Here is an 18,732-nt window from a genome sequence, read left to right on the forward strand (position 1 = left end):
ACGGGCGTCACCCTCGACCCTCCGGTCATGTGCTGGCCAACGCCCCTAGAATCCGGAACATGTCCACCTCGCGCACCGGCCGCGCTGATGCCGGTGCCGAACCGTCCGACGCACCCCAGACAGCGCCCGCCGAGCCCGGCCTCGTCCGCGTCGTCGACTCGCCGGAGGAGCGGGTGCGGCACCCCCGCGCGCTGGTCTGGATGGTCGCGTGCGCGCTCGGCATCGCCGGCGTCATGATCCTGTCCGTCGTCGCGCACGGCACCACCGAGGGCGTCACCGAGGACGTCCGGGGCTTCAACGACCTGTTGGCGACCATCCTGTTCATCCCCGTCGCCGTGCTGCAGGGTCTGGTCAGCCTGTTCGCCCCGGTCGCCGTGCTCATCGAGCTGGGGGTCCGCCGCCTGGGCCGGCAGATCGTCGAGTCCATCGTCGCCGCGGTGCTCGGCCTGCTCATCGGCGTGCTCACCACGGTGCTCGTGTTCCACTTCGGCTCCGACGAGCTCGTACGGGGCCTGTCGGTGTGGGAGCGCGGCACCGGGTACGTGCTGACCATCCCGGAGTACGCCGTCGCCGTGACCGCGCTGCTCACCGTCGCGGGGCCCGCGACCCGGCGCCGTACCGTCCGCATCTCGTGGAACCTCCTGTTCGCGGCCCTGCTGATCGTGCTGATCACCGGGCAGGTGTCTCTGCCGGGGGTGCTCGTCGCGCTGCTGCTCGGCCGGCTCGCCGGCTCGTCCGTGCAGTACGTGTCCGGCACCCGTAGCGAGCGTGCCTACGGGGCCGAGCTGGTGGCCGCCGTGCGCCGCGCCGGCTACCGGCCGACGTCGCTCGTCCGGGTGCACTCCCCGGCTGCACACACCGGTGAACCGGACGCCGACGGCGCGACCCCCGGGGACACGGCACCCGACGGCGGCACCCGCGCCCCCGCCGACGCCGGCCCCTTGGCCGCCCCGCAGGACGCCAAGCCAGGCGCCCCGCCGGAGGCCACGGCCGACGACGCCGTAGCGATCGCCCTCAGCCGCGCCGGCGACCATCGGGTGTACGCCCTGGACTGCGAGGACGGTGTACGCCGCGACGTCGTCGTGCTCGACGGCGACCGCCAGGTCGTCGGCCTCATCACGCGCCTGTGGCGAGCCCTGCGCCTACGGGGCATCGAAGGCCGTGCCGCCATCTCGCTCAAGGCGGTCGCCGAGCGCACCGCCCTGCTGTCCTACGCGGCCACCGCCGCCGGGGTACGCACCCCACGGCTGCTCGGCATCGGCGAGTTCGGCGACTCGATAGCGCTGGTCCTCGAGCACGCCTCCCCCGCCGTCTCGCTCCGCGACCTGCCCGACGACGAGGTGCACGACGACCTCCTCGCCGAGGCTTGGGAACAGCTCGGCCGGGCCCACGCCGTGGGGCTCACGCACCGCGCCCTCACCCAGGACGTCCTGCTCACGCACCGTGACCCCGTCCCGGCAGGCTCCCCGGAGCAGCCCCCGGCCGGCGGGAGCCCCGCGCGGGGCGGTGGTGGCGCGCACGTGTGGATCACCGGCTGGGAGCAGGGCGACATCGCCTCGTCGCCGCTGTCCCGCCGGCTCGACCTCGTGCAGATGCTCGCGCTCCTCGGCCTGCGGGTCGGGCCACGCCGCGCCGTCGCCTCCGCGGTCCGCGCCCTGCCCGACGCCGACATCGCCGCCATCGGACCCCTCATCCAGTCGATCGCCCTGCCCCGCACCACGCGCGAGGAGGTGCGACGCTCGAAGGGCCTCCTGGGGGAGCTGCGCGACGCCCTCGTCGAACGCCTGCCCGAGGCCAGCGTGCAGCCGCAGCGCATCTCCCGGTTCAGTGCCCGCACGGTGCTCACCACGACGCTGATGATCATCGCGATCGCCGTGATCGTCACCACCATCAACTTCGACGAGATCGCCCAAGCAGTGCGCGAGGCGAACCCGTGGTGGATCGCGCTGGCCTTCGCGCTGGCCATCCTCACCTGGCTCGGGGCCGGTCTCACGCTCGTCGCGTTCTCCCCGGCCCGCGTGCCGATCGGGCGGGCCACGCTCACCGCCGCCGCCGGTTCGTTCGTCGCACTGGCAGCTCCCGCCGGGATCGGCCCGGCCGCGCTCAACCTGCGGCTGCTGACCCAGCGCGGCGTCTCGATGTCGATGGCGGTCGCCACCGTCGCGCTGGTACAGGTGTCGCAGTTCGTCGTCACCGTGCTGCTGCTCGTGGCCCTGTCGATCTTCACCGGGTCCGGGGCGCTCGTGGAGCTGCCGTCACCCGCCGTGCTGATCACGCTGGCCGGTGTCGCGCTCGCGGTCGTCGCGACGCTCCTGGTGCCGCCCGTGCGGCGGTGGGGCATGGGGTACGTGCGGCCGCGGATCCGGCAGGTGTGGCCGCGGCTCGCGCAGATGCTGAGCCACCCGGGCCGGCTGGCGCTCGGGGTGGCGGGGAACCTCATCATGACGCTCGGCTACATCGTCGCCCTGTGGTGCTGCCTCGCGGCGTTCGGGGAGTCGCTCTCCCTGGTCGACATCGCCCTCGTCAACCTCGTGGGCAACGCGCTCGGCGCACTCATCCCGACGCCCGGTGGCCTGGGTGGTGTCGAGGGCGCCCTGACGGCCGGCCTGTCGGCCGCCGGCATCCCCGCGACCATCGCGTTCTCGGTGACCATCCTGTACCGCCTGTGCACCTACTGGGGCCGGGTGCCGCTGGGCTGGGTGGCCATGCGGTACCTCGAGCGCAAGGGCGATCTCTGAACATGCGAAGGCCCGGCCCCCTGCGGGAGCCGGGCCTTCGCGTCGCTGTAGAAATCAGCGGCGAAGCGTCACTTCGCGACGGCCTTCTTCAGCAGCGAGCCGGCGCTGATCTTGACACCGAAGTTCGCCGGGATCTGGATCTCCTCGCCGGTGCGCGGGTTGCGACCCGTGCGGGCGGCACGCTCGACGCGCTCGGCCGAGAGGAAGCCCGTCACCTTGACGGCCTCGCCCTTGGCGAGCGACTCGATCAGAACCTCCTGGAAGGCGTTGAGCGCGGCCTCGGCCTCGGTCTTGTTGATCTCAGCCTTGTTGGCGATGGCCGAGACGAGCTCGGACTTGTTGAGCGACATGCGGTTCCCTTCTTCGGTCACGTCGTGCGGCGGTACCCGCCCGACGACGAGGCCCCATACTGCCAGCAGATCGGCAGGAATTCGCGGAGAACGGGCACTTCTACGGCGAGTCGTGGGTAACTTTCTGCTCTCAGAGGACGCGAACCTGTGTACGAGCCTGTGGACGACGACGGTGCAGAGGCTCCTGAGGCAGTGTCACCTCGCATTATCCGATGACTTCCGCAACCCATAGCGGTCTACCGTTCCGGTAGGTGCTACGCCAATGAGAGGAAATCGTGGAGAAACCGCCGTCCGAGGTCCCAGCCACCGTTGCGGGCGCCGTGGACACCACCGGGACCGCCGCTGAACCGGCCGCTCCGGTGCCCGAAAAGCTGCCGCACGCGCGCCGCAACCTGGTCGTGCTCGTCTTCAGCAACCTGCTCGCCGGTGTCGGTGTCGCGTCCGGCGCCGCCGTCGGCGCGCTGCTCGCCGAGCGCCTGGGCGGCACGTCCATGGCGGGCCTCTCCCAGGCCGTCGGCGTGCTCGCCGCCGCGATCGCGTCGATCCCGCTCGCGACCCTCGCTCAGGTCCGCGGACGGCGCTGGGCGCTGTCCCTCGGGTACGGCCTCTCCACGGTCGGCGCACTGCTCATCGTGTCGGCGGCCGTCCTCGGTCAGTTCGTCGTGCTGCTGGTGGGCCTCACGCTCTACGGCGTGGCGAACGCGACCAACCTGCAGTCCCGCTACGCGGCCGCCGACAACGTCGGTTCCGGCACCCGCGCCAGGACCATGTCGATCGTCCTCTGGTCGACGACCGTCGGCTCGGTGGTGGGGCCCAACCTCGCGGCGCCCGGCGCGGCGCTGGGCAGCGGGTTCGGCGTCCCCGACCTGGGCGGGCCGTACCTGTTCTCGATCGTCGCGTACCTCCTGGCCGGACTGCTCCTCGTCGCCCTGTACCGCGACCCGGTGGGGAGTGCCGCCGTGGCGAGCGCCACCACCGCCGTCGGGCAGCCGCGGCCCGCCGAGCCCCGGCGGACGGGGGCCCTCGCCGCGCTCCGGTGGGCCTGGGCCCACCCCCGGGCGCGGTTCGCCGTGGTGACCACCGCCGTGGCGCACGGCGTGATGATCATGGTGATGGTCATGACGCCGGTGCACATGCAGCACGGCGGGATGTCGCTGCGGCTGGTGGGCATCGTGATCAGCCTGCACGTGCTGGGGATGTTCGCGTTCAGCCCGGTGTTCGGCTGGCTGGCCGACCGGTTCGGCCCGCTGCGCGTCGCCGTCGGCGGGATGGCGCTCCAGGGCGCGGCGGTCGCCCTGGGCTTCACCGCGGCAGCCCTGGTGCCCGCGGCCGGGACGCACGCCGGGCACGGTGCCGCCGTCCCGGTGGTCAACACGGAGGTGCTCACCGCGGCGGCGCTCGTGCTGCTCGGGCTCGGCTGGTCGGCGTGCGTGATCGCGTCGTCGGCGGTGCTGGCGTCCGTGGCGGAGCCGCACGTCAAGCTCCCGCTGCAGGGCGCGACGGACGCGCTGATGAACTACTTCGGTGCGGGTGCCGCGGCCCTCGCCGGCCCGCTGCTCGCATGGGGCGGGTTCCAGGCGGTCAACACGGCAGGCGCCGTCCTGCTGGTACCCGCCGTGGTGACCGTGATCCTCGCCGTCCGGGCACGCCCGGCGCCCTAGCCCGGGTGCGGGCCGGTCCGGCGGGTGCGGGCGGACCGCCCGCACCCCGTCCGCGCCTCAGTTGGACGGCTTGTCCTTGTCGTCCGGGTTCTCGTTGAGCTTGTCGCCGTCCAGGCCCTCTGAGTCGGCCTCGTTGGCCTGGCGCAGCCTGTCGTTCTCGAGGATCTTGCGGCGGGTCATCACCACGACGCCGAGCACCACGAGCACCGCCGCCAGGACGCCGGCGGTGATCGCCAGGCCGCTCGCCCCCGCACCGTCACCCGCGCCGGCGAGCTCGCTCGGCGCGGTGGTCTCCTCCGCGCCCTCGGGCAGCGGACGGGCCTCGGTCTCCTGCGTGGGAACGGCGGCGGCGCCGGTCGGCTCGGCAGTGGGCTCGCCGCTCGGCGTCTCGCTCGGCCCGGCGGCCTCCTCGACCACATAGCTGAACTCACCGTCGATCGGATGCCCGTCGGAGGACACCACGTGCCACGCGACGTCGTAGGCGCCCGCGGGCAGGTCGCCGTCCAGCCGGGCGGTCACCACCTCGTCGTCGACCTGGATGTCCTGGCCCTTCGTGGTGGTGCCGTCGGGGCCCATCAGCGCCACCTCGATGCCGGTGTCGAGGGGCGACGAGCTGAAGGTGAGCGTGATGCTCGCCGGGTGCTGGTCGAGCGTGGCGCCGTCCTCGGGGTCGGACGACAGGAGCTGGTCGTGCGCGCTCGCCGGGCCACCCACCAGCAGCAGCGCGACAAAGGTCAGGACCGCTGCGAACACGGTGATCACGCGGACGAGGCGACGGTTCCCGGGCCGAGCCAGGGCTACGGAGACAGCAGGCATGTGGGGCACCTTACTCGCCCAGGATGTGCACCGGACCGTTGCGGCAGCCTGTCCGCGACGAGCGCAACGGCCCGGCGGCACCCGCGCAGGGAATCAGGCCTCCGGGACGTTCTTCTCCAGCTCCGCCAGCCAGGCGGCGGCCGTCGCGTCCGAGGGCATGCGCCAGTCACCACGCGGCGACATCGTGCCGCCCGGGGACACCTTCGGCCCGTTCGGGAGGGCCGAACGCTTGAACTGCGAGGCGAAGAACCGGCGCACGAACACGTCGAGCCAGCGCCGCACGGTCGCCAGGTCGTAGGCGGTGCGCCCCGCGGCCGGGAAACCCGGCGGCCAGTCGCCGGCATCGATCTCGGCCCATGCGTGCCAGGCCAGGAACGCGATCTTCGACGGCCGGTAGCCGCGGCGCAGCACGTGGAACAGCGTGAAGTCCTGCAGCGCGTAGGGGCCGACGGTCGCCTCCGTGGACTGCGGGACCTCGCCCTCCTCGGTCGGGATGAGCTCCGGCGTGATCTCCTGCTCGACGATCTCGGACAGCACGGCGTTGACCGGGCTGTCCGCCTCGGGCGCGAACTGGCCGCTGTCGATCGTCCACCGGATGAGGTGCTGGATCAGTGTCTTGGGCACGCCGGTGTTCACGGCGTAGTGCGACATCTGGTCGCCCACGCCGTACGTGCACCAGCCGAGCGCCAGCTCCGAGAGGTCACCGGTGCCGAGCACGATCCCGCCACGATGGTTCGCGAGCCGGAACAGGTAGTCGTAGCGCAGGCCGGCCTGCACGTTCTCGAAGGTCACGTCGTACTGCTTGATCCCGTCGGAGAACGGGTGGTCCAGGTCACGCAGCATCTGCTCGGCGGCGGGCCGGATGTCGAGCTCCTGGAACGTCACTCCCAGGGCCTCGGCGAGCCGGACCGCCCGGTCCTTGGTCTCGGCGCCCGTCGCGAAGCCCGGCATCGTGAACGCGTGGACGTCGGTGCGCGGCCGGCCCAGCCGGTCCATCGCCTTGGCGGCGACGATCAGCGCGTGCGTCGAGTCCAGACCGCCGCTGACGCCGATCACGACCTTCGGCTGTCCGATGGCACGCAGGCGCTGCTCGAGCCCGGTGACCTGGATGTTGTACGCCTCGTAGCAGTCCTGGGCCAGACGGTCGACGTCGTCGGGCACGAACGGGAAGCGGTCCACCTTGCGCCGCAGGCCGATGTCGCCCGACGGCGGCTGGACACCGAAGGTGATCTCCCGGAACTCGCCGGCCCCGTCCGCCGCACCGGTGGCGGCCATGCCGAGACCCCGCCGGTTGTCGTCGAACGTGCCCTGTCGCAGGCGCTCCTGGCGCAGCCGGTCCAGGTCCACGTCCACCACGGTCGCGCGGGCACCCTCGGGGAACCGCTCGGTCTCGCCGAGCAGGTCACCGGCCTCGTAGACCATCGTCTGGCCGTCCCAGGACAGGTCGGTGCTGGACTCGCCCTGACCCGCCGCCGTGTAGACGTAGGCGGCACTGCAGCGGTAGCTCCCGCTCCGCACGACCAGACGGCGGTCCTCGGCGCGCGCCACGGTCACGGGGCTCGCCGACAGGTTCAGCAGCACGGTCGCGCCCGCGAGCGCAGCCAGGGCGCTCGGCGGTACGGGCACCCACATGTCCTCGCAGACCTCGACGTGGACGGCGAGTCCGGGGACGTCGTCGGCCCGGAAGATCAGGTCGGCGCCGATCGGCACGTCCTCGCCGAGCAGGCTGAGGGTGCCGCGGTGCTCGTCGCCCGGGGCGAACTGCCGCTTCTCGTAGAACTCGCGGTAGTTCGGCAGGTACGACTTGGGCGCCACGCCGAGGATCCGCCCGCGGTGCAGCACGACGGCGGTGTTCAGCAGGCGGCTGCCGACCAGCAGGGGCGCGCCCACCACGATCATCGTGGTGAGCTCGAGGGTGGCCTGCCGGATGTCGGCGAGCGCGTCGAGCACGGACTCCAGCAGCACGTCCTGCATGAAGAGGTCGTCGATCGCGTAGCCGCTCAGGCAGAGCTCGGGGAACACCGCGGCGGCGACGCCGTCGGCGTGCAGGCGACGGGCCTGGTCCAGGACCGCCGCGGCGTTGGCCGCGGGGTCGGCTACGGCCACGGGAATGGTGCAGGCCGCGACCCGGGCGAACCCCTGGGCGTAGGCGTTGTAGAAGTCCACGGTGTCGAGTCTATGGATGCGTTCGCAGGGGGTGCGTCGCGAGGTGCGTCTCTACCCCGCGATTCCGCCCGAACACCCCGGGGTCTTCGGGCGGAATCGCTGGGTAGAGACGCGGCGGCTGGACGGAGCGATGAGTTCCGCGATCCGCCGACGTCTGACCTGCTAGAGCGCGGTGCCGACCGGCACCGCACCGCCATGTGAAGGGAAGTCCCATGTCATTCCAGGCCTACCTCGACGCCGTCGAGGACAAGACCGGGCACACCCCGCGTGAGCTCATCACGCTGGCCGAGGAACGCGGGTTCGACGCGTCCACCAAGGCCGGACCGATCCTCGAGTGGCTCAAGGAGGACTACGGCCTGGGCCGCGGGCACGGCATGGCCATGGTCCATGTCATCACCAAGGGGCCGCAGATCAGCGCCAAGCACGTCGGTTCGTCGGGCACGCACCGCGACGCGACCGACACCCTGTGGATCGACGGCAAGGCCACCAACCCGGCCACGCCGGGCTGACCGAGCCGTCGACCCCAACACCATGCCTGCGACACGCCGAGGATGGCGTGTCGAGTGTCGGGGTCGCCCTGCCCGGCTCGACCTGACCGAGCGCATTGCCGGGATCTCGTTAGCCCAGGTAATGATGTACCCATGACAACCCGCTCCACCATCGCCATCGTCAACGCCCACGTGGTTCCCGTCGCCACCGAACCCCTCGAGAACGGCACAGTGCTCATCACCGACGGCGTGATCACCGCCGTCGGCCAGGACGTCGCCGTCCCCGAGGGGGTCGAGACGATCGACGCCCAGGGCCGCTGGCTCCTGCCGGGCTTCGTCGAGGCCCACGGCCACCTCGGCGTGCACGAGGAGGGCGAGGGGTGGGCCGGCAACGACACCAACGAGATGACGGGTCCCGACGGTTCCGCGCTGCGCGCGCTCGACGCCATCCAGGTGGACGAGGAAGGCTTCCGCGACGCTCTCGCCGGCGGCGTGACGACGGCGGTCATCAAGCCGGGTTCGGGCAACCCGATCGGCGGGCAGACCGTCGCGATCAAGACCTGGGGCGGCCGCACGGTCGACGAACAGCTCGTGAGCGACAGCGTGTCGGTGAAGTCCGCCCTCGGCGAGAACCCGAAGCGGGTCTACGGGGACAAGGGCCAGCTGCCGTCCACCCGCCTGGGCGTCGCCAACGTCATCCGCAAGGCCTTCGTCGACGCGCAGAACTACGTCGCGAAGCGCGACGCCGCAGTGGCCGAGGGCAAGCCGTTCGAGCGCGACCTCGCCAAGGAGACCCTCGCTCGCGTGCTGGCCGGCGAGCTCGCCTGGGACCAGCACACGCACCGGGCCGACGACATCGCCACGGCGATCCGTCTGTCGGAGGAGTTCGGCTACCGGCTGGTCATCAACCACGGCACCGAGGGCCACAAGATCGCCGACGTCCTCGCCGAGAAGGACGTGCCGGTCATCTACGGCCCCATGTTCACGTCCCGCTCCAAGGTCGAGCTGCGCGACCGGTCGATCCTCAACCTGGTCAAGATGGCCGACGCCGGCGTCCGTGTCGCCATCACCACCGACCACCCCGTCATCCCCATCAACTTCCTGGTGCACCAGGCGACGTTCGCCCTCCGCGACGGGCTGCCCTGGACCACCGCACTGGCCGCCATCACCACCAACCCGGCGTCGTTCCTCGGCCTGGACGCACAGGTGGGCGCGATCAAGGAGGGGCTCGACGGCGACGTCGTGCTCTGGTCGGGCGACCCGCTCGACACCACGGCGCGTGCGGAGCGCGTCTTCATCACGGGCACGGAGGTCTACGCCTGGGACCCCGCCGCGGACGGCGGCCGTGGCGCGGGCCGCGTGGTGGAACGCTCTGCTCGCTTCGCCTGACCGGACGCATCCCAGTACCTCGGTACGACGCGCACCGGCACCGCAGACCGACGTGGCGGACCGCAACCCGGCGTAGCGTGCGAGCATGCTGGGCACCACTCGACCTCCGAACGACGCCTCCGGGCCGTTCGACCGAACGCGTCCGCGCGCGTTCGTCGCCGTGACCGTGGCGGTCGTCACCCACCTGGGTTCGATCGCCGCGTCCCGCGGCCAGGCGTGGGCCTCGGAACCGGGCCTCCTCGGCACGCTCCTGCTGCTGGTCGCGCCGGCGGCACTGCTGTTCCTCCTGCCACGCCGCCCCGCGCTCGCCACCGTCCTGTCCGTGGCGGCCACCGTCACGTTCCTGCTGCTCGGCCACCCGTGGGGCCCGGTCTTCCTGGGGCCGGTCGCCGTGCTCGCGGGCGTCATGCTCAGCGGTGAGGTACGGCGGGCCCGCCTGATCGCGTGGTCGGGCGCCGCCCTGCTCGCCGGTGGCGTCGGTACCGCCGGCGCACTGATCGCGCCGCGGGTGGAGCGGTTCCGCTCCGACGTGTCGCACCGGCCCCACGGACGGTGGGGGCCTGACGCCGGCTGGGGCGACGGGGACGGCTTCTGGTTACTCGCGCCCGAGTCGATGATCGCGAGCGCCGCGTGGCTCGCCGTCGCGCTACTGATCGCGAGCACCGCACGGGACCGGATCGCACGGCGGACGGCGGCGCGCGCCGCGGCCCGGGCGACCGCGGCGGAACGCGAGCGCACCGCCGTCGCCTCAGAGCGGCTGCGGATCGCGCGCGAGCTGCACGACGTGCTCGCCCACTCCCTGTCCGCCATCAACGTCCAGGCGGGCGTGGGGCTGCACCTGCTCGAGAAGAATCCCGGGCAGGCGCGCGAGGCGCTGACCAACATCCGCGACACCAGCAAGGACGCGCTCAGCGAGGTCCGGACGGTGCTGGGGATCGTGCGCGAGGGGACGGTCACGCCTGCTCCGGGCACGGTGGCCGACGAGACCGTCCCGCTCGCGCCGACCTGGGACCTCACCGGGCTGCGCCAGCTGGCCGACCAGGCTCGCGCCGACGGGCTCGACGTGTCCGTCGAGCTCGACCCCGGTCTCGGGGAACTGCCCGACCACGTCGCCGGCGTCGTGCACCGCGTGGTGCAGGAGTCACTGACCAACGTGCGCAGGCACGCGCCGTCGGCCCGCCGGGTGAGCCTGCGCGTCACCCGCGACGCGGGTGTGGTGGTCGTGGTGGCCGACGACGGCGTCCAGGCACGCGGCGCCGGCGAACCCGTCGAGCCGGGCTACGGGCTGCTCGGGATGCGGGAACGCGTCGAGGGTTCCGGTGGCACGCTCACCGCGGGCCCGCGCCCGGACGGCACGGGCTGGGAGGTCCGGGCTACGCTCCCGGTCGCACCGCAACCGCCGGCCGAGCCGGCCCACGGCGATCCCGCCGCGCGGCCGGCAAGCCCACCCGAGCCCGGAGAGCCCACATGATCGATGTCCTCCTCGCCGACGACCAGGCCCTGGTGCGTGGTGGCTTCCGCGCGCTGATCGACTCGGAGGACGACATGCGCGTCGTGGCTCAGGCCGCGACCGGCGACGACGCCGTCGCCCTCACGCTCGAGCACCTGCCCCAGGTGGTGCTCATGGACATCAGGATGCCGGGACTGGACGGGCTCGAGGCGACGCGGCGGATCATCGCCGAGCCGCGTGCGGCCGACGTCCACGTCGTGGTCGTGACGACGTTCGAGCTCGACGAGTACGTCACGGAGGCGATCCGTGCCGGGGCCTCCGGCTTCCTGGTCAAGGACACGGAACCGGCGGAGCTCGTCCGTGCGGTGCGGGTGGCGGCGTCGGGCAACGCGCTCCTGTCGCCCACGGTGACACGGCGCCTGCTGGCGAAGGTCGCCGAGGCGACGCGCACCGTGCGGCCGGTGCCCGCGCTGGCGGAGCTCACGCCGCGCGAGCGCGAGGTGCTCATCGAGGTCGCCGGAGGGCTGGCGAACGACGAGATCGCCCGCAGGCTGTACCTCTCGGAGTCGACGGTGAAGACCCACGTCTCGCGAGTGCTCATGAAGACCGGCTCACGGGACCGCGCTCAGCTCGTGGTGCTGGCGTACGAGGCGGGCCTCGTCCGGCCCGGCTGGGCCGGAGGTGCAGCGCAGGGTGGGGGCTGAGGAACGAGGCACCCGCCCGGAGCGAAACCGCAGGCCCAGCCGGAACCGCTGAGCTGGGCCGGAGGTGCAGCGCAGGGTGGGGGCTGAGGAACGAGGCACCCGCCCGGAGGCCGGGATACGGCACCACGGGGGTAGGGACGCAGGTACGCGGGGCCGACGACCACGGCGGCGGACGGCGGGAGCCTGGTGCCGTGCCGGAACGTCCGGCCGCACCGAATGCTGGAGGTCGACATGCTCACCGCGACGACGGAGGTCCTCGCCAACGGGCCCCACGAGGGCTGGGACGGACCCGGCCCGTTCTTCTTCATCATCCCGCTGCTCTGGTTCCTGCTGTTCGCGGCAGTGATCGTCCTGATCGCCCGGCGTGCCCGCCGCGGGCCACGGGGCGGATGGGGCGGCCCGTGGGCGGCGCACGCGGCGGCCGGTACCGATCCGGTGACGCTGCTCGGCACCCGGTTCGCCCGCGGGGAGATCGACGAGGCCGAGTACCGCTCTCGCCTCGCCGTGCTCCGGTCGGCGGACCCCTATCCGACGGCCCACCCGGGTGCCGGCCCCACCGCCGGCCCCACGGCGCACGACGCGCCGCCCGCGGCCCCCACACCGCAGGACGAGCCGCCCGCCGAGGGCGACCGCTGACGGTCGTTCGACGGTCCTCGGCACGGTGCCGGGCGCCCGGGCCACTCCGGTGGCCCGGGCGCCCGGCACGTCGGCGGTCGGGTGCCTGATGCGGGAGCGAGCCGGGGCCGGCAACGATTGGCCCTCTGTTGCGACCGTGCCGCTAGACTCGCGGGCGAGTGCGACGGAATTGCACTTTTCTGACCCGATGACGTGAGGGAAGTAGATCGTGAGCACCAGCAAGAACTGGGCAACGGCCGCACTGGTCACCTGTGCACTCCTGCTGTCCGGATGCGCCGCCCTCGAAGACATGGCCAGCGACTTCAGCCCCTCGGGCGAGGACCTCCAGCAGAGTGAACCCTCGCCCGTCGTCGATTCCCCCGTCAGCACCGGCGAGTACGACCTCGTCGAGTCGTGCAACGCGTTCTTCACCGGCGCGATCGTCACCAGGGTCTCGGAGACGGCGGCCGCCGTCCAGGCTCCGCTCGACGAGGATCTGACCGGCGTCGTCAGCAAGATCAGCAGCAGCCTCGGCCTGCTGATCGGCAAGTCGGACGAGGTCAGCATCGCCCACCTCGAGGCGGTGCGCGCGCCGTTCGACCAGGCGCTCGACGGCTCCATCGCCCGCCCTACGGCGGTCGAGAAGGCCATCGAGGACTACGAGCGCACGTGCAAGGACGCCGGCTTCAAGGGCTGACGCCCCGGCGCCCGGTGGCCGGGCTCGTCGAGACGGGTCTCGACGAGCCCGGCCACCGGCGGCCCGCCCGACCGGTGGCGAGCAGCTCCCGGGTCAGCTGCCCGTGAGGAACTCGTGCATCACCGGGCCGGCCGTCGTCGAACCGAGCTCGCCCTCCTCGATGAAGACGACCGCCGCCAGGTCGTTCGCGATGGCGAGCATCCAGACGTGCGCCTTGCTCCCGTCGCCGAACTGCGCGGTACCCGTCTTGGCCCCGACGATCCCGGGCACGTCCTGCAGCGCCTTGGCCGAACCCTCACTGACCACACCGCCCATCAGGTCGCGCAGCGTGGCCGCCTCGTCAGCGGTCAGATCGCCCGACGGCGCCTCGGCCGCCTCCTCGCCCGACGCCTCCACCAGCCACGGCGAGACGGTGTGCCCCGCGGACACGCTCGCCGCGACGGTCGCCATCGCGAGCGGCGTGGCCAGCACCTGACCCTGGCCGATCATCGACGCGGCATGCTCGGTGCCCGCCGCTTCCGTCGGGACGTCGCCGAGCGCCGCCGCCGCCCCGAAGGCAGCGGGCTCCACGCCCAGGCCGAGCGACGCAGCGGCGTCGTGCAGCTGCTGCTGCGAGATCTTCTCGTGCTGCGAGATGAAGCCCGTGTTGCACGAGTTCGCGAACACCGTACGGAACGGCACGGCGTCCCCCATCGCGGGCTCGGGGTACCCCGGCACGTTCTGGAACTCGCGGCCCTCGATGTTGATCGTCGCGGTGCAGGGCAGCGGCGTCTCCGGCGTGATCCCCGAACGAAGCATCGCGAGCGCCGTCGCGATCTTGAACGTGGACCCGGGCGGGTACTGGCCCAGCGCCGCGGTGTTGTACCCCTCGGAACCGGGGCCGGATGCCGCGGCGAGCACCGCACCGGTCGACGGCTTGATCGCCACGATGGCGCTCGCCAGGCTGTCGAAGCCGGCCAGTGCCGCCTCGGCGCGGACCTGCGTCGCGGGGTCGAGCGTGACCGCTACCGGCTCGCCATCCTTCTTGTCGATGGTGAACGCCTCACGGCCCTCGCCGCCCTCGGCGGGCTCGATGGTCACGGCGAGGCCCGGTACGCCGCGCAGCTGTTCGTCGTGCGCGGCCTGCAGGCCGGACAGGCCGACCATGTCGCCTGCCTTGATGGTGCCTTCCGACTCCTCGACGATCTCGGCGGTGGCCTCACCGACCGTACCGAGGAGGGCACGCGCGAAGTCCCGGTCCCGGGCGAGCGGCAGCTCGTCCGGGATCCCCACGACGCCGTCGATCGCCATGGCGGCGTCGAAGTCGTACTCCGGGTCGTTCTCGCGGATGGTGATGACCTCGACGAACGCCTTCTCCCCGGCCGAGTCGACCTGGGCGGCGATGCCGTCGGTGGTCTCCTGGTCGAAGCCCAGCACGTCGCCGAGCTGGGAGGCTGCCGTGTCCCAGCCCGGCCGGGTCTTGTCGATGCCGACGTGGTGCACGGGCGTCATGCCCACGATCGTCTCGCCGCTGGTCGTGACGATCTCGCCGCGCGCCGGTTCGGTGCGGTCGACGGCAAGCCGCTCGCCCGGCTCCAGTCCCGGGACCAGCACCCCTGTGTTCCAGGTCGCCTCCCAGGCCCCGGCTTCGCCGTCCACCGGGCCGGGGTAGGTCAGTTTCGCGACCGTCTCGTACTCCCAGGCGGCTTCCGTCGCGACGGGCCAGGTCCAGGCCAGGGTGGCCGTGGCGGTGGCCGTGCCGTCCGCGCCCTCCTCCACCGGCGTCACGCTCTTCACCGTGACGGTCCCCGCGTCCTCGCCGACGGCGGCGACGAGCTGCTCGAACACGCGGGCGTACTGCTCGTCCGGTGACGCGGATGTCTCCAGCGCGAGCGGGACCTCCGCGGGCGTGCCGGCCTCGAGCGCGGCCGCGAGCTCCGCTGCGGCAGCCTCCGGTTCGGGAACGGGCGGCTCCCGGAACAGGAACCAGGCACCGGCGCCCAGGGCGAGCAGGACCACGACGACGATGCCGACGATCAGCGCCGGGCGGCCTTTCCGTGGTGGAGCCGGCGGCGCGGCAGGCGGTCCTGCTGTCGGGGGCACCGCCGCGTACCCACCCGGGGGAGGCGGTACCGGCGCATGACCGTCCGCAGGCAGATGGGGTGAAGGGTGTCCACTCATGCTCAGGAGCCTAAGGGGAACGTCATGGGGGCCACGTGCAATTTCCTGGGTGAAAGAGAGCGGGGCCGCCGAACCCCCTGGATCTGCGGCCCCGCCCGTCGACACGTCACGCGTCCGGGTACCGCCAGCGGTCACGAGGGCGCGTGGCGAGCTTGAGATACGAGATCATCGGCGCCGGACGGCCGGCGGCACGCATCCTGTGCTCCCGCCGGTTGAGCAGCTCCATGCGCCGCAGGTCACGCTCGATCGCGGCGACGCTGTTGCCGGTGAGCGCTGCTGTCGTGGTCGTCATGGTCGGTCCCCGTTCCCGGCCCCTCGAGTGGGCGCCCTCAGTTGAACAGGACGTACCTGGAGCTCGTTTCGTTGGGTAGGGAGAGAACCACCCCGCGGTTTGTGACCGCGGCGACAATATTCACCCGGCCGCGGCCGTCATCGGACAGCTGCGTCCCGGCCGGCCAGGAAGGCCCGCAGGGCCGGGTCGGTCGTGAGCGAGCGCGCCTTGGCATAGGCCGCGTGGGCGGCGTCGACGGAGCCCGCCTGCGCCAGGAGATGCGCGCGGGCGGCCCACCACGGCTGGAACCGGCCCGATGCCGGGTCCAGCTCCGCGATCTCGTCCAGCTCGGCGAGCCCCTCCTCCGGGCCGTCGACCCGGCCGCGCACCGCCGCGAGCGCCACCCGTCCGCCGAGCGTCGGGGCGACACGGAGCAGCGCCCGGTACAGGGTGAGCAGCGCCGGCCAGTCCGTACGCCCGGTGCGGGCGCGGGCGCAGTGCACGGACTGGACGGCGGCCTCGAGCTGGAACCTGCCTGGCGGGCCTGCGGGCTCGCTCGCGGCTTCCGAACCACCGAGGGCACGCCGGAGCAGCGCTTCTCCCCGCTCGATCAGCGCCCCGTCCCAGCGGGTGACGTCCTGCTCGTCGAGCGGAACGAAGACTCCGTCCGACTCGCGAGCGCCCGCACGTGCCACGGAGAAGCAGAGCAGCGCCGCCAGGCCGAGGACCTCCGGCTCGGGCAGCAGGTGCGCCAGCAGCAGCGCGAGGGTGAGCGCGTCACCGGTGAGCGAGTCCCGGACCTCGGGCGCCGCGCCGCGCCAGTCGATCGCGTACGCGCCGTACACGGCCTCCAGCACCGGGGGCAGGCGGTCGGGCACCTCGTCACGGGCCGGGACGCGAAACGGGATGCGTGCGTCGCGGATGCGACGCTTGGCTCGCACCAGGCGCTGCGCCATCGTGGGCGCGGGCACCGCGAACGCCGCGGCGATGTCACGTGCCTCGACGCCGAGCACGGTCTGCAGCATGAGCGGGGTGCGGATCCCCGCCTCGACCGCAGGGTGGGCGCAGACGAACAGGAGCTCCAGCCGACGGTCGCCGAGGGCGTCCGGGTCGGGCTCCTCGGCCGGGACCGCTGCGTCGGATGCCGCCTCCGCCGGTGCCGCGGTCCGCACGGCGGCGGAGCGGTACAGGTCACGCAGGCGGTTGCGGGCCACGGTGAGGAGCCAGCCGTCCGGGTTGTGCGGCACACCGTCGTCCGGCCAGTGCCGCAGGGCACGTTCGAACGCCTCGGCGAGGGCATCCTCGGCGCGCTGGATGTCTCCGTCGCGGGCGGCGAGCAGCGCCAGCAGCCGGCCGTACGACGTGCGGGCCGCCGCTTCCGCGACGGCCCGCACGTCGTCGTGCCCGGTCAGTGCGTCCACGAGCCGTTCTCGAAGTGGGTGGCCGAGGGGCGCACCTCGACGGCGCCCCACTGGACCGATGGCGCCTTCTGGGCCCAGGCGAGCGCGGCGTCGAGGTCCGGTACGTCGACGACGAAGGTACCGCCGAGCTGCTCCTTCGTCTCCGCGAAGGGGCCGTCCTGGACCCGCAGCTCCCCGTCGCGCACGGCGACGGTCGTCGTGGACGACGACGGCTGCAGCACCTCCGCCGAGAGGAGCACCCCGGCCTGGTCGAGTGCGGTGGCGTACGCGTCGAACGCGCGCTCGCCCTCTTCCCAGCCGCCGGCGCCGAGGTCTTCCGGCGTGAGCTCCGGGTAGTGCAGCAGGATGGTGTAGCGCATGGTTCTGTCCTCCGGTCGGTGTCTGTCTGACACTGGGGTGACGATCTCGTGGGCACCCGATCGACAGAACCGCCGAACTCGTCGGACATGACTCGGGCCGGGGCGACCCCCTGGTGCGCCCCGACCCGGTTCCCCCTGTTCGGCCGGGCAGGTCAGGCGGTCGGCGCCGCCTTCACCACCGGGCCCCACGCCAGCGGGTCGAGGGAGCGGGCATCGTCGTCCGCGTTCCCCGCCCAGTGGCGCGCATCGGCGATCGTTGCCGCGAGCAGCTCCCGGAGCCGCGCGTCGACGTCGGGCACGAAGGCCTCCGAGATGCCCTGCACCGCGGTGGAGACCACGCTCGGTGCGGCGTCGCGCACGAACCGTTTGGGCCGCACGCTGGTGCCCGCACAGAACCGCTCGGCCCAGGCCGCCGTCTTCGGTACGGCCGCCAGCGCGTCCTTGCTCTCCGGTGCGAGGGTGCCGGACGGGCGGTCCTCCAGGACGTCGAGCATGCGCTCGGACCCGAGGATCGCGACGGCCAGCGTCTGCTGGCGGTCGGCGGGCGACACGGGCAGCGCCGTCTGCGCCGCACGCAGCGCGATACGCACGTCCCAGCGCGGATCGGTGCTGGTCAGGCCGATGACCGACGGGATGAGTGGCGCGAGCTGGGGGCGGGCCTGGTCCGCCGTGAGGTCGTTCACCGCACGGGCCAGCATCGCGATCAGCGGGTGCGTACAGGCGGGGTGGTCGCTCCACTTCTCGCCTGCGAGGAAGGATGCCAGCTCCATGAAGCACGCACCCTTCTTGGGGTTGCGGTGCTTCCCACGACCGAGCATGGGCAAGATGTCGTACGTTCCAGCTTCGGTTCCGGTCACGATTCCACCCCCGAATTGGGTCCGCTTCTTGTTCCAGTGTGCGTCTGGTGTGACGTAGATCGCAATAGCGAGCCTGTGAACTGCCTGGATCGCGGCCGCCGCACCGGTGCCCGGAGACGAGCCCGAGGCACCTCAGACCGCGTCGGGGCCACCTCAGAGGCACCTCAGGGGTACCTCAGACGCGGGCCTGCCGTGCCTCACCCGCCAGCACTGCCCGACCGACCGATCCGCGACCCCCGGGCTCAGGACGAGTGTCTTCCTCAGCAGCCGGACGGGCACACGGCCCGCCGGGGACATCCGGAGGAATCATGTCGCTGTGGGGACCCGCCATCGAGGCGGAGGTCGAGTACCGGCAGGCAGAGGTACGGAAGGCATGGGCAGGCCACCGGGCGAGCGGTGCGGACCGGTTGATCCGGTCCCGGCGCCGCGCGGCACGCCGGTCCGAGCGCAGGTCGGCGCACCGGGTGCGCGCCGACCGCACCGAGCAGATCAGGGAGGGCATCGCCGGTATGCGTCCGGTGGCGGGCACCACGCACCGCGGCCGGTTCGCGTGAACCACGGGAGCGCCGAGGGGCACCAGGTGGCGGGCA

The 18,732-nt window shown here is 72.7% G+C and carries 17 protein-coding genes; 9 read left to right on the forward strand and 8 right to left on the reverse strand.

From position 1 onward, the window contains the following. The first annotated feature begins 59 nt into the window (after positions 1 to 59). Entirely contained in the window at positions 60 to 2,738 is a 2,679-nt protein-coding gene (locus ACFSL2_RS16570; protein ID WP_377198891.1) for a flippase-like domain-containing protein, read from the forward strand. A gap of 68 nt (positions 2,739 to 2,806) precedes the next feature. Here ACFSL2_RS16570 and ACFSL2_RS16575 read toward each other — a convergent pair whose 3' ends face one another. Continuing rightward, complete coding sequence (locus ACFSL2_RS16575) at positions 2,807 to 3,088, reverse strand: HU family DNA-binding protein (protein ID WP_253872310.1); 282 nt, start codon at positions 3,086 to 3,088, stop codon at positions 2,807 to 2,809. Positions 3,089 to 3,363: 275 nt separating this feature from the next. Here ACFSL2_RS16575 and ACFSL2_RS16580 point away from each other — a divergent pair, with 275 nt between their 5' ends. Next, the gene (locus tag ACFSL2_RS16580; RefSeq protein ID WP_377198892.1) at positions 3,364 to 4,749 is read left to right on the forward strand and encodes an MFS transporter; all 1,386 of its coding nucleotides are present in this window, start codon (positions 3,364 to 3,366) and stop codon (positions 4,747 to 4,749) included. Positions 4,750 to 4,806: 57 nt separating this feature from the next. Here ACFSL2_RS16580 and ACFSL2_RS16585 read toward each other — a convergent pair whose 3' ends face one another. Both ACFSL2_RS16585 and ACFSL2_RS16590 read right to left on the reverse strand, forming a co-directional pair. Beyond that, entirely contained in the window at positions 4,807 to 5,565 is a 759-nt protein-coding gene (locus ACFSL2_RS16585; RefSeq protein WP_377198893.1) for a copper resistance CopC family protein, read from the reverse strand. Between the two features lie 93 nt (positions 5,566 to 5,658). Then, the gene (locus ACFSL2_RS16590) at positions 5,659 to 7,731 is read right to left on the reverse strand and encodes an NAD(+) synthase (RefSeq protein WP_377198894.1); all 2,073 of its coding nucleotides are present in this window, start codon (positions 7,729 to 7,731) and stop codon (positions 5,659 to 5,661) included. Between the two features lie 212 nt (positions 7,732 to 7,943). On the opposite strand from ACFSL2_RS16590, the gene ACFSL2_RS16595 reads away from it, so the two are divergent. From ACFSL2_RS16595 to ACFSL2_RS16620, 6 genes are all read left to right on the forward strand, one after another. Further along, positions 7,944 to 8,240, forward strand: coding sequence for a DUF4287 domain-containing protein (locus ACFSL2_RS16595; RefSeq protein WP_377198895.1), 297 nt, complete (start codon positions 7,944 to 7,946; stop codon positions 8,238 to 8,240). 132 nt (positions 8,241 to 8,372) lie between these two features. Then, positions 8,373 to 9,608 carry an amidohydrolase gene (locus ACFSL2_RS16600; protein ID WP_377198896.1) on the forward strand — a complete coding sequence of 412 codons (1,236 nt, stop codon included), beginning with the start codon at positions 8,373 to 8,375 and terminating at the stop codon, positions 9,606 to 9,608. A gap of 85 nt (positions 9,609 to 9,693) precedes the next feature. Beyond that, positions 9,694 to 11,079, forward strand: coding sequence for a sensor histidine kinase (locus ACFSL2_RS16605; RefSeq protein ID WP_377198897.1), 1,386 nt, complete (start codon positions 9,694 to 9,696; stop codon positions 11,077 to 11,079). Continuing rightward, entirely contained in the window at positions 11,076 to 11,762 is a 687-nt protein-coding gene (locus ACFSL2_RS16610; protein ID WP_377198898.1) for a response regulator, read from the forward strand. Before ACFSL2_RS16605 ends, ACFSL2_RS16610 begins: the two co-directional genes overlap by 4 nt. A 231-nt stretch (positions 11,763 to 11,993) precedes the next feature. Further along, on the forward strand, positions 11,994 to 12,398 hold the full coding sequence (locus ACFSL2_RS16615; RefSeq protein ID WP_377198899.1) for an SHOCT domain-containing protein: 405 nt from the start codon (positions 11,994 to 11,996) through the stop codon (positions 12,396 to 12,398). Between the two features lie 208 nt (positions 12,399 to 12,606). After that, positions 12,607 to 13,074, forward strand: coding sequence for a hypothetical protein (locus ACFSL2_RS16620; RefSeq protein ID WP_377198900.1), 468 nt, complete (start codon positions 12,607 to 12,609; stop codon positions 13,072 to 13,074). Positions 13,075 to 13,167: 93 nt separating this feature from the next. Here ACFSL2_RS16620 and ACFSL2_RS16625 read toward each other — a convergent pair whose 3' ends face one another. The 5 genes from ACFSL2_RS16625 to ACFSL2_RS16645 all read right to left on the reverse strand — a co-directional run bounded on the left by ACFSL2_RS16625 (position 13,168) and on the right by ACFSL2_RS16645 (position 18,142). Next, entirely contained in the window at positions 13,168 to 15,156 is a 1,989-nt protein-coding gene (locus ACFSL2_RS16625) for a penicillin-binding transpeptidase domain-containing protein (RefSeq protein WP_377198901.1), read from the reverse strand. Positions 15,157 to 15,340: 184 nt separating this feature from the next. Beyond that, positions 15,341 to 15,526 carry a hypothetical protein gene (locus ACFSL2_RS16630; protein WP_377198902.1) on the reverse strand — a complete coding sequence of 62 codons (186 nt, stop codon included), beginning with the start codon at positions 15,524 to 15,526 and terminating at the stop codon, positions 15,341 to 15,343. A gap of 137 nt (positions 15,527 to 15,663) precedes the next feature. Then, a complete protein-coding gene (locus ACFSL2_RS16635; protein WP_377198903.1) occupies positions 15,664 to 16,926 on the reverse strand; it encodes an RNA polymerase sigma factor in 1,263 nt (420 codons plus the stop codon). Continuing rightward, on the reverse strand, positions 16,914 to 17,285 hold the full coding sequence (locus ACFSL2_RS16640) for a YciI family protein (RefSeq protein ID WP_377198904.1): 372 nt from the start codon (positions 17,283 to 17,285) through the stop codon (positions 16,914 to 16,916). Before ACFSL2_RS16640 ends, ACFSL2_RS16635 begins: the two co-directional genes overlap by 13 nt. 152 nt (positions 17,286 to 17,437) lie before the next feature. Further along, entirely contained in the window at positions 17,438 to 18,142 is a 705-nt protein-coding gene (locus ACFSL2_RS16645; RefSeq protein ID WP_377198905.1) for a hypothetical protein, read from the reverse strand. Between the two features lie 308 nt (positions 18,143 to 18,450). Between ACFSL2_RS16645 and ACFSL2_RS16650 the strand changes: the two genes are divergently transcribed. Beyond that, positions 18,451 to 18,696 carry a hypothetical protein gene (locus tag ACFSL2_RS16650; protein WP_377198906.1) on the forward strand — a complete coding sequence of 82 codons (246 nt, stop codon included), beginning with the start codon at positions 18,451 to 18,453 and terminating at the stop codon, positions 18,694 to 18,696. The last annotated feature ends 36 nt before the right edge of the window (positions 18,697 to 18,732 follow it).

This window comes from Promicromonospora aerolata, from assembly GCF_042682255.1.
GTDB classification, from domain to species: domain Bacteria; phylum Actinomycetota; class Actinomycetes; order Actinomycetales; family Cellulomonadaceae; genus Promicromonospora; species Promicromonospora aerolata.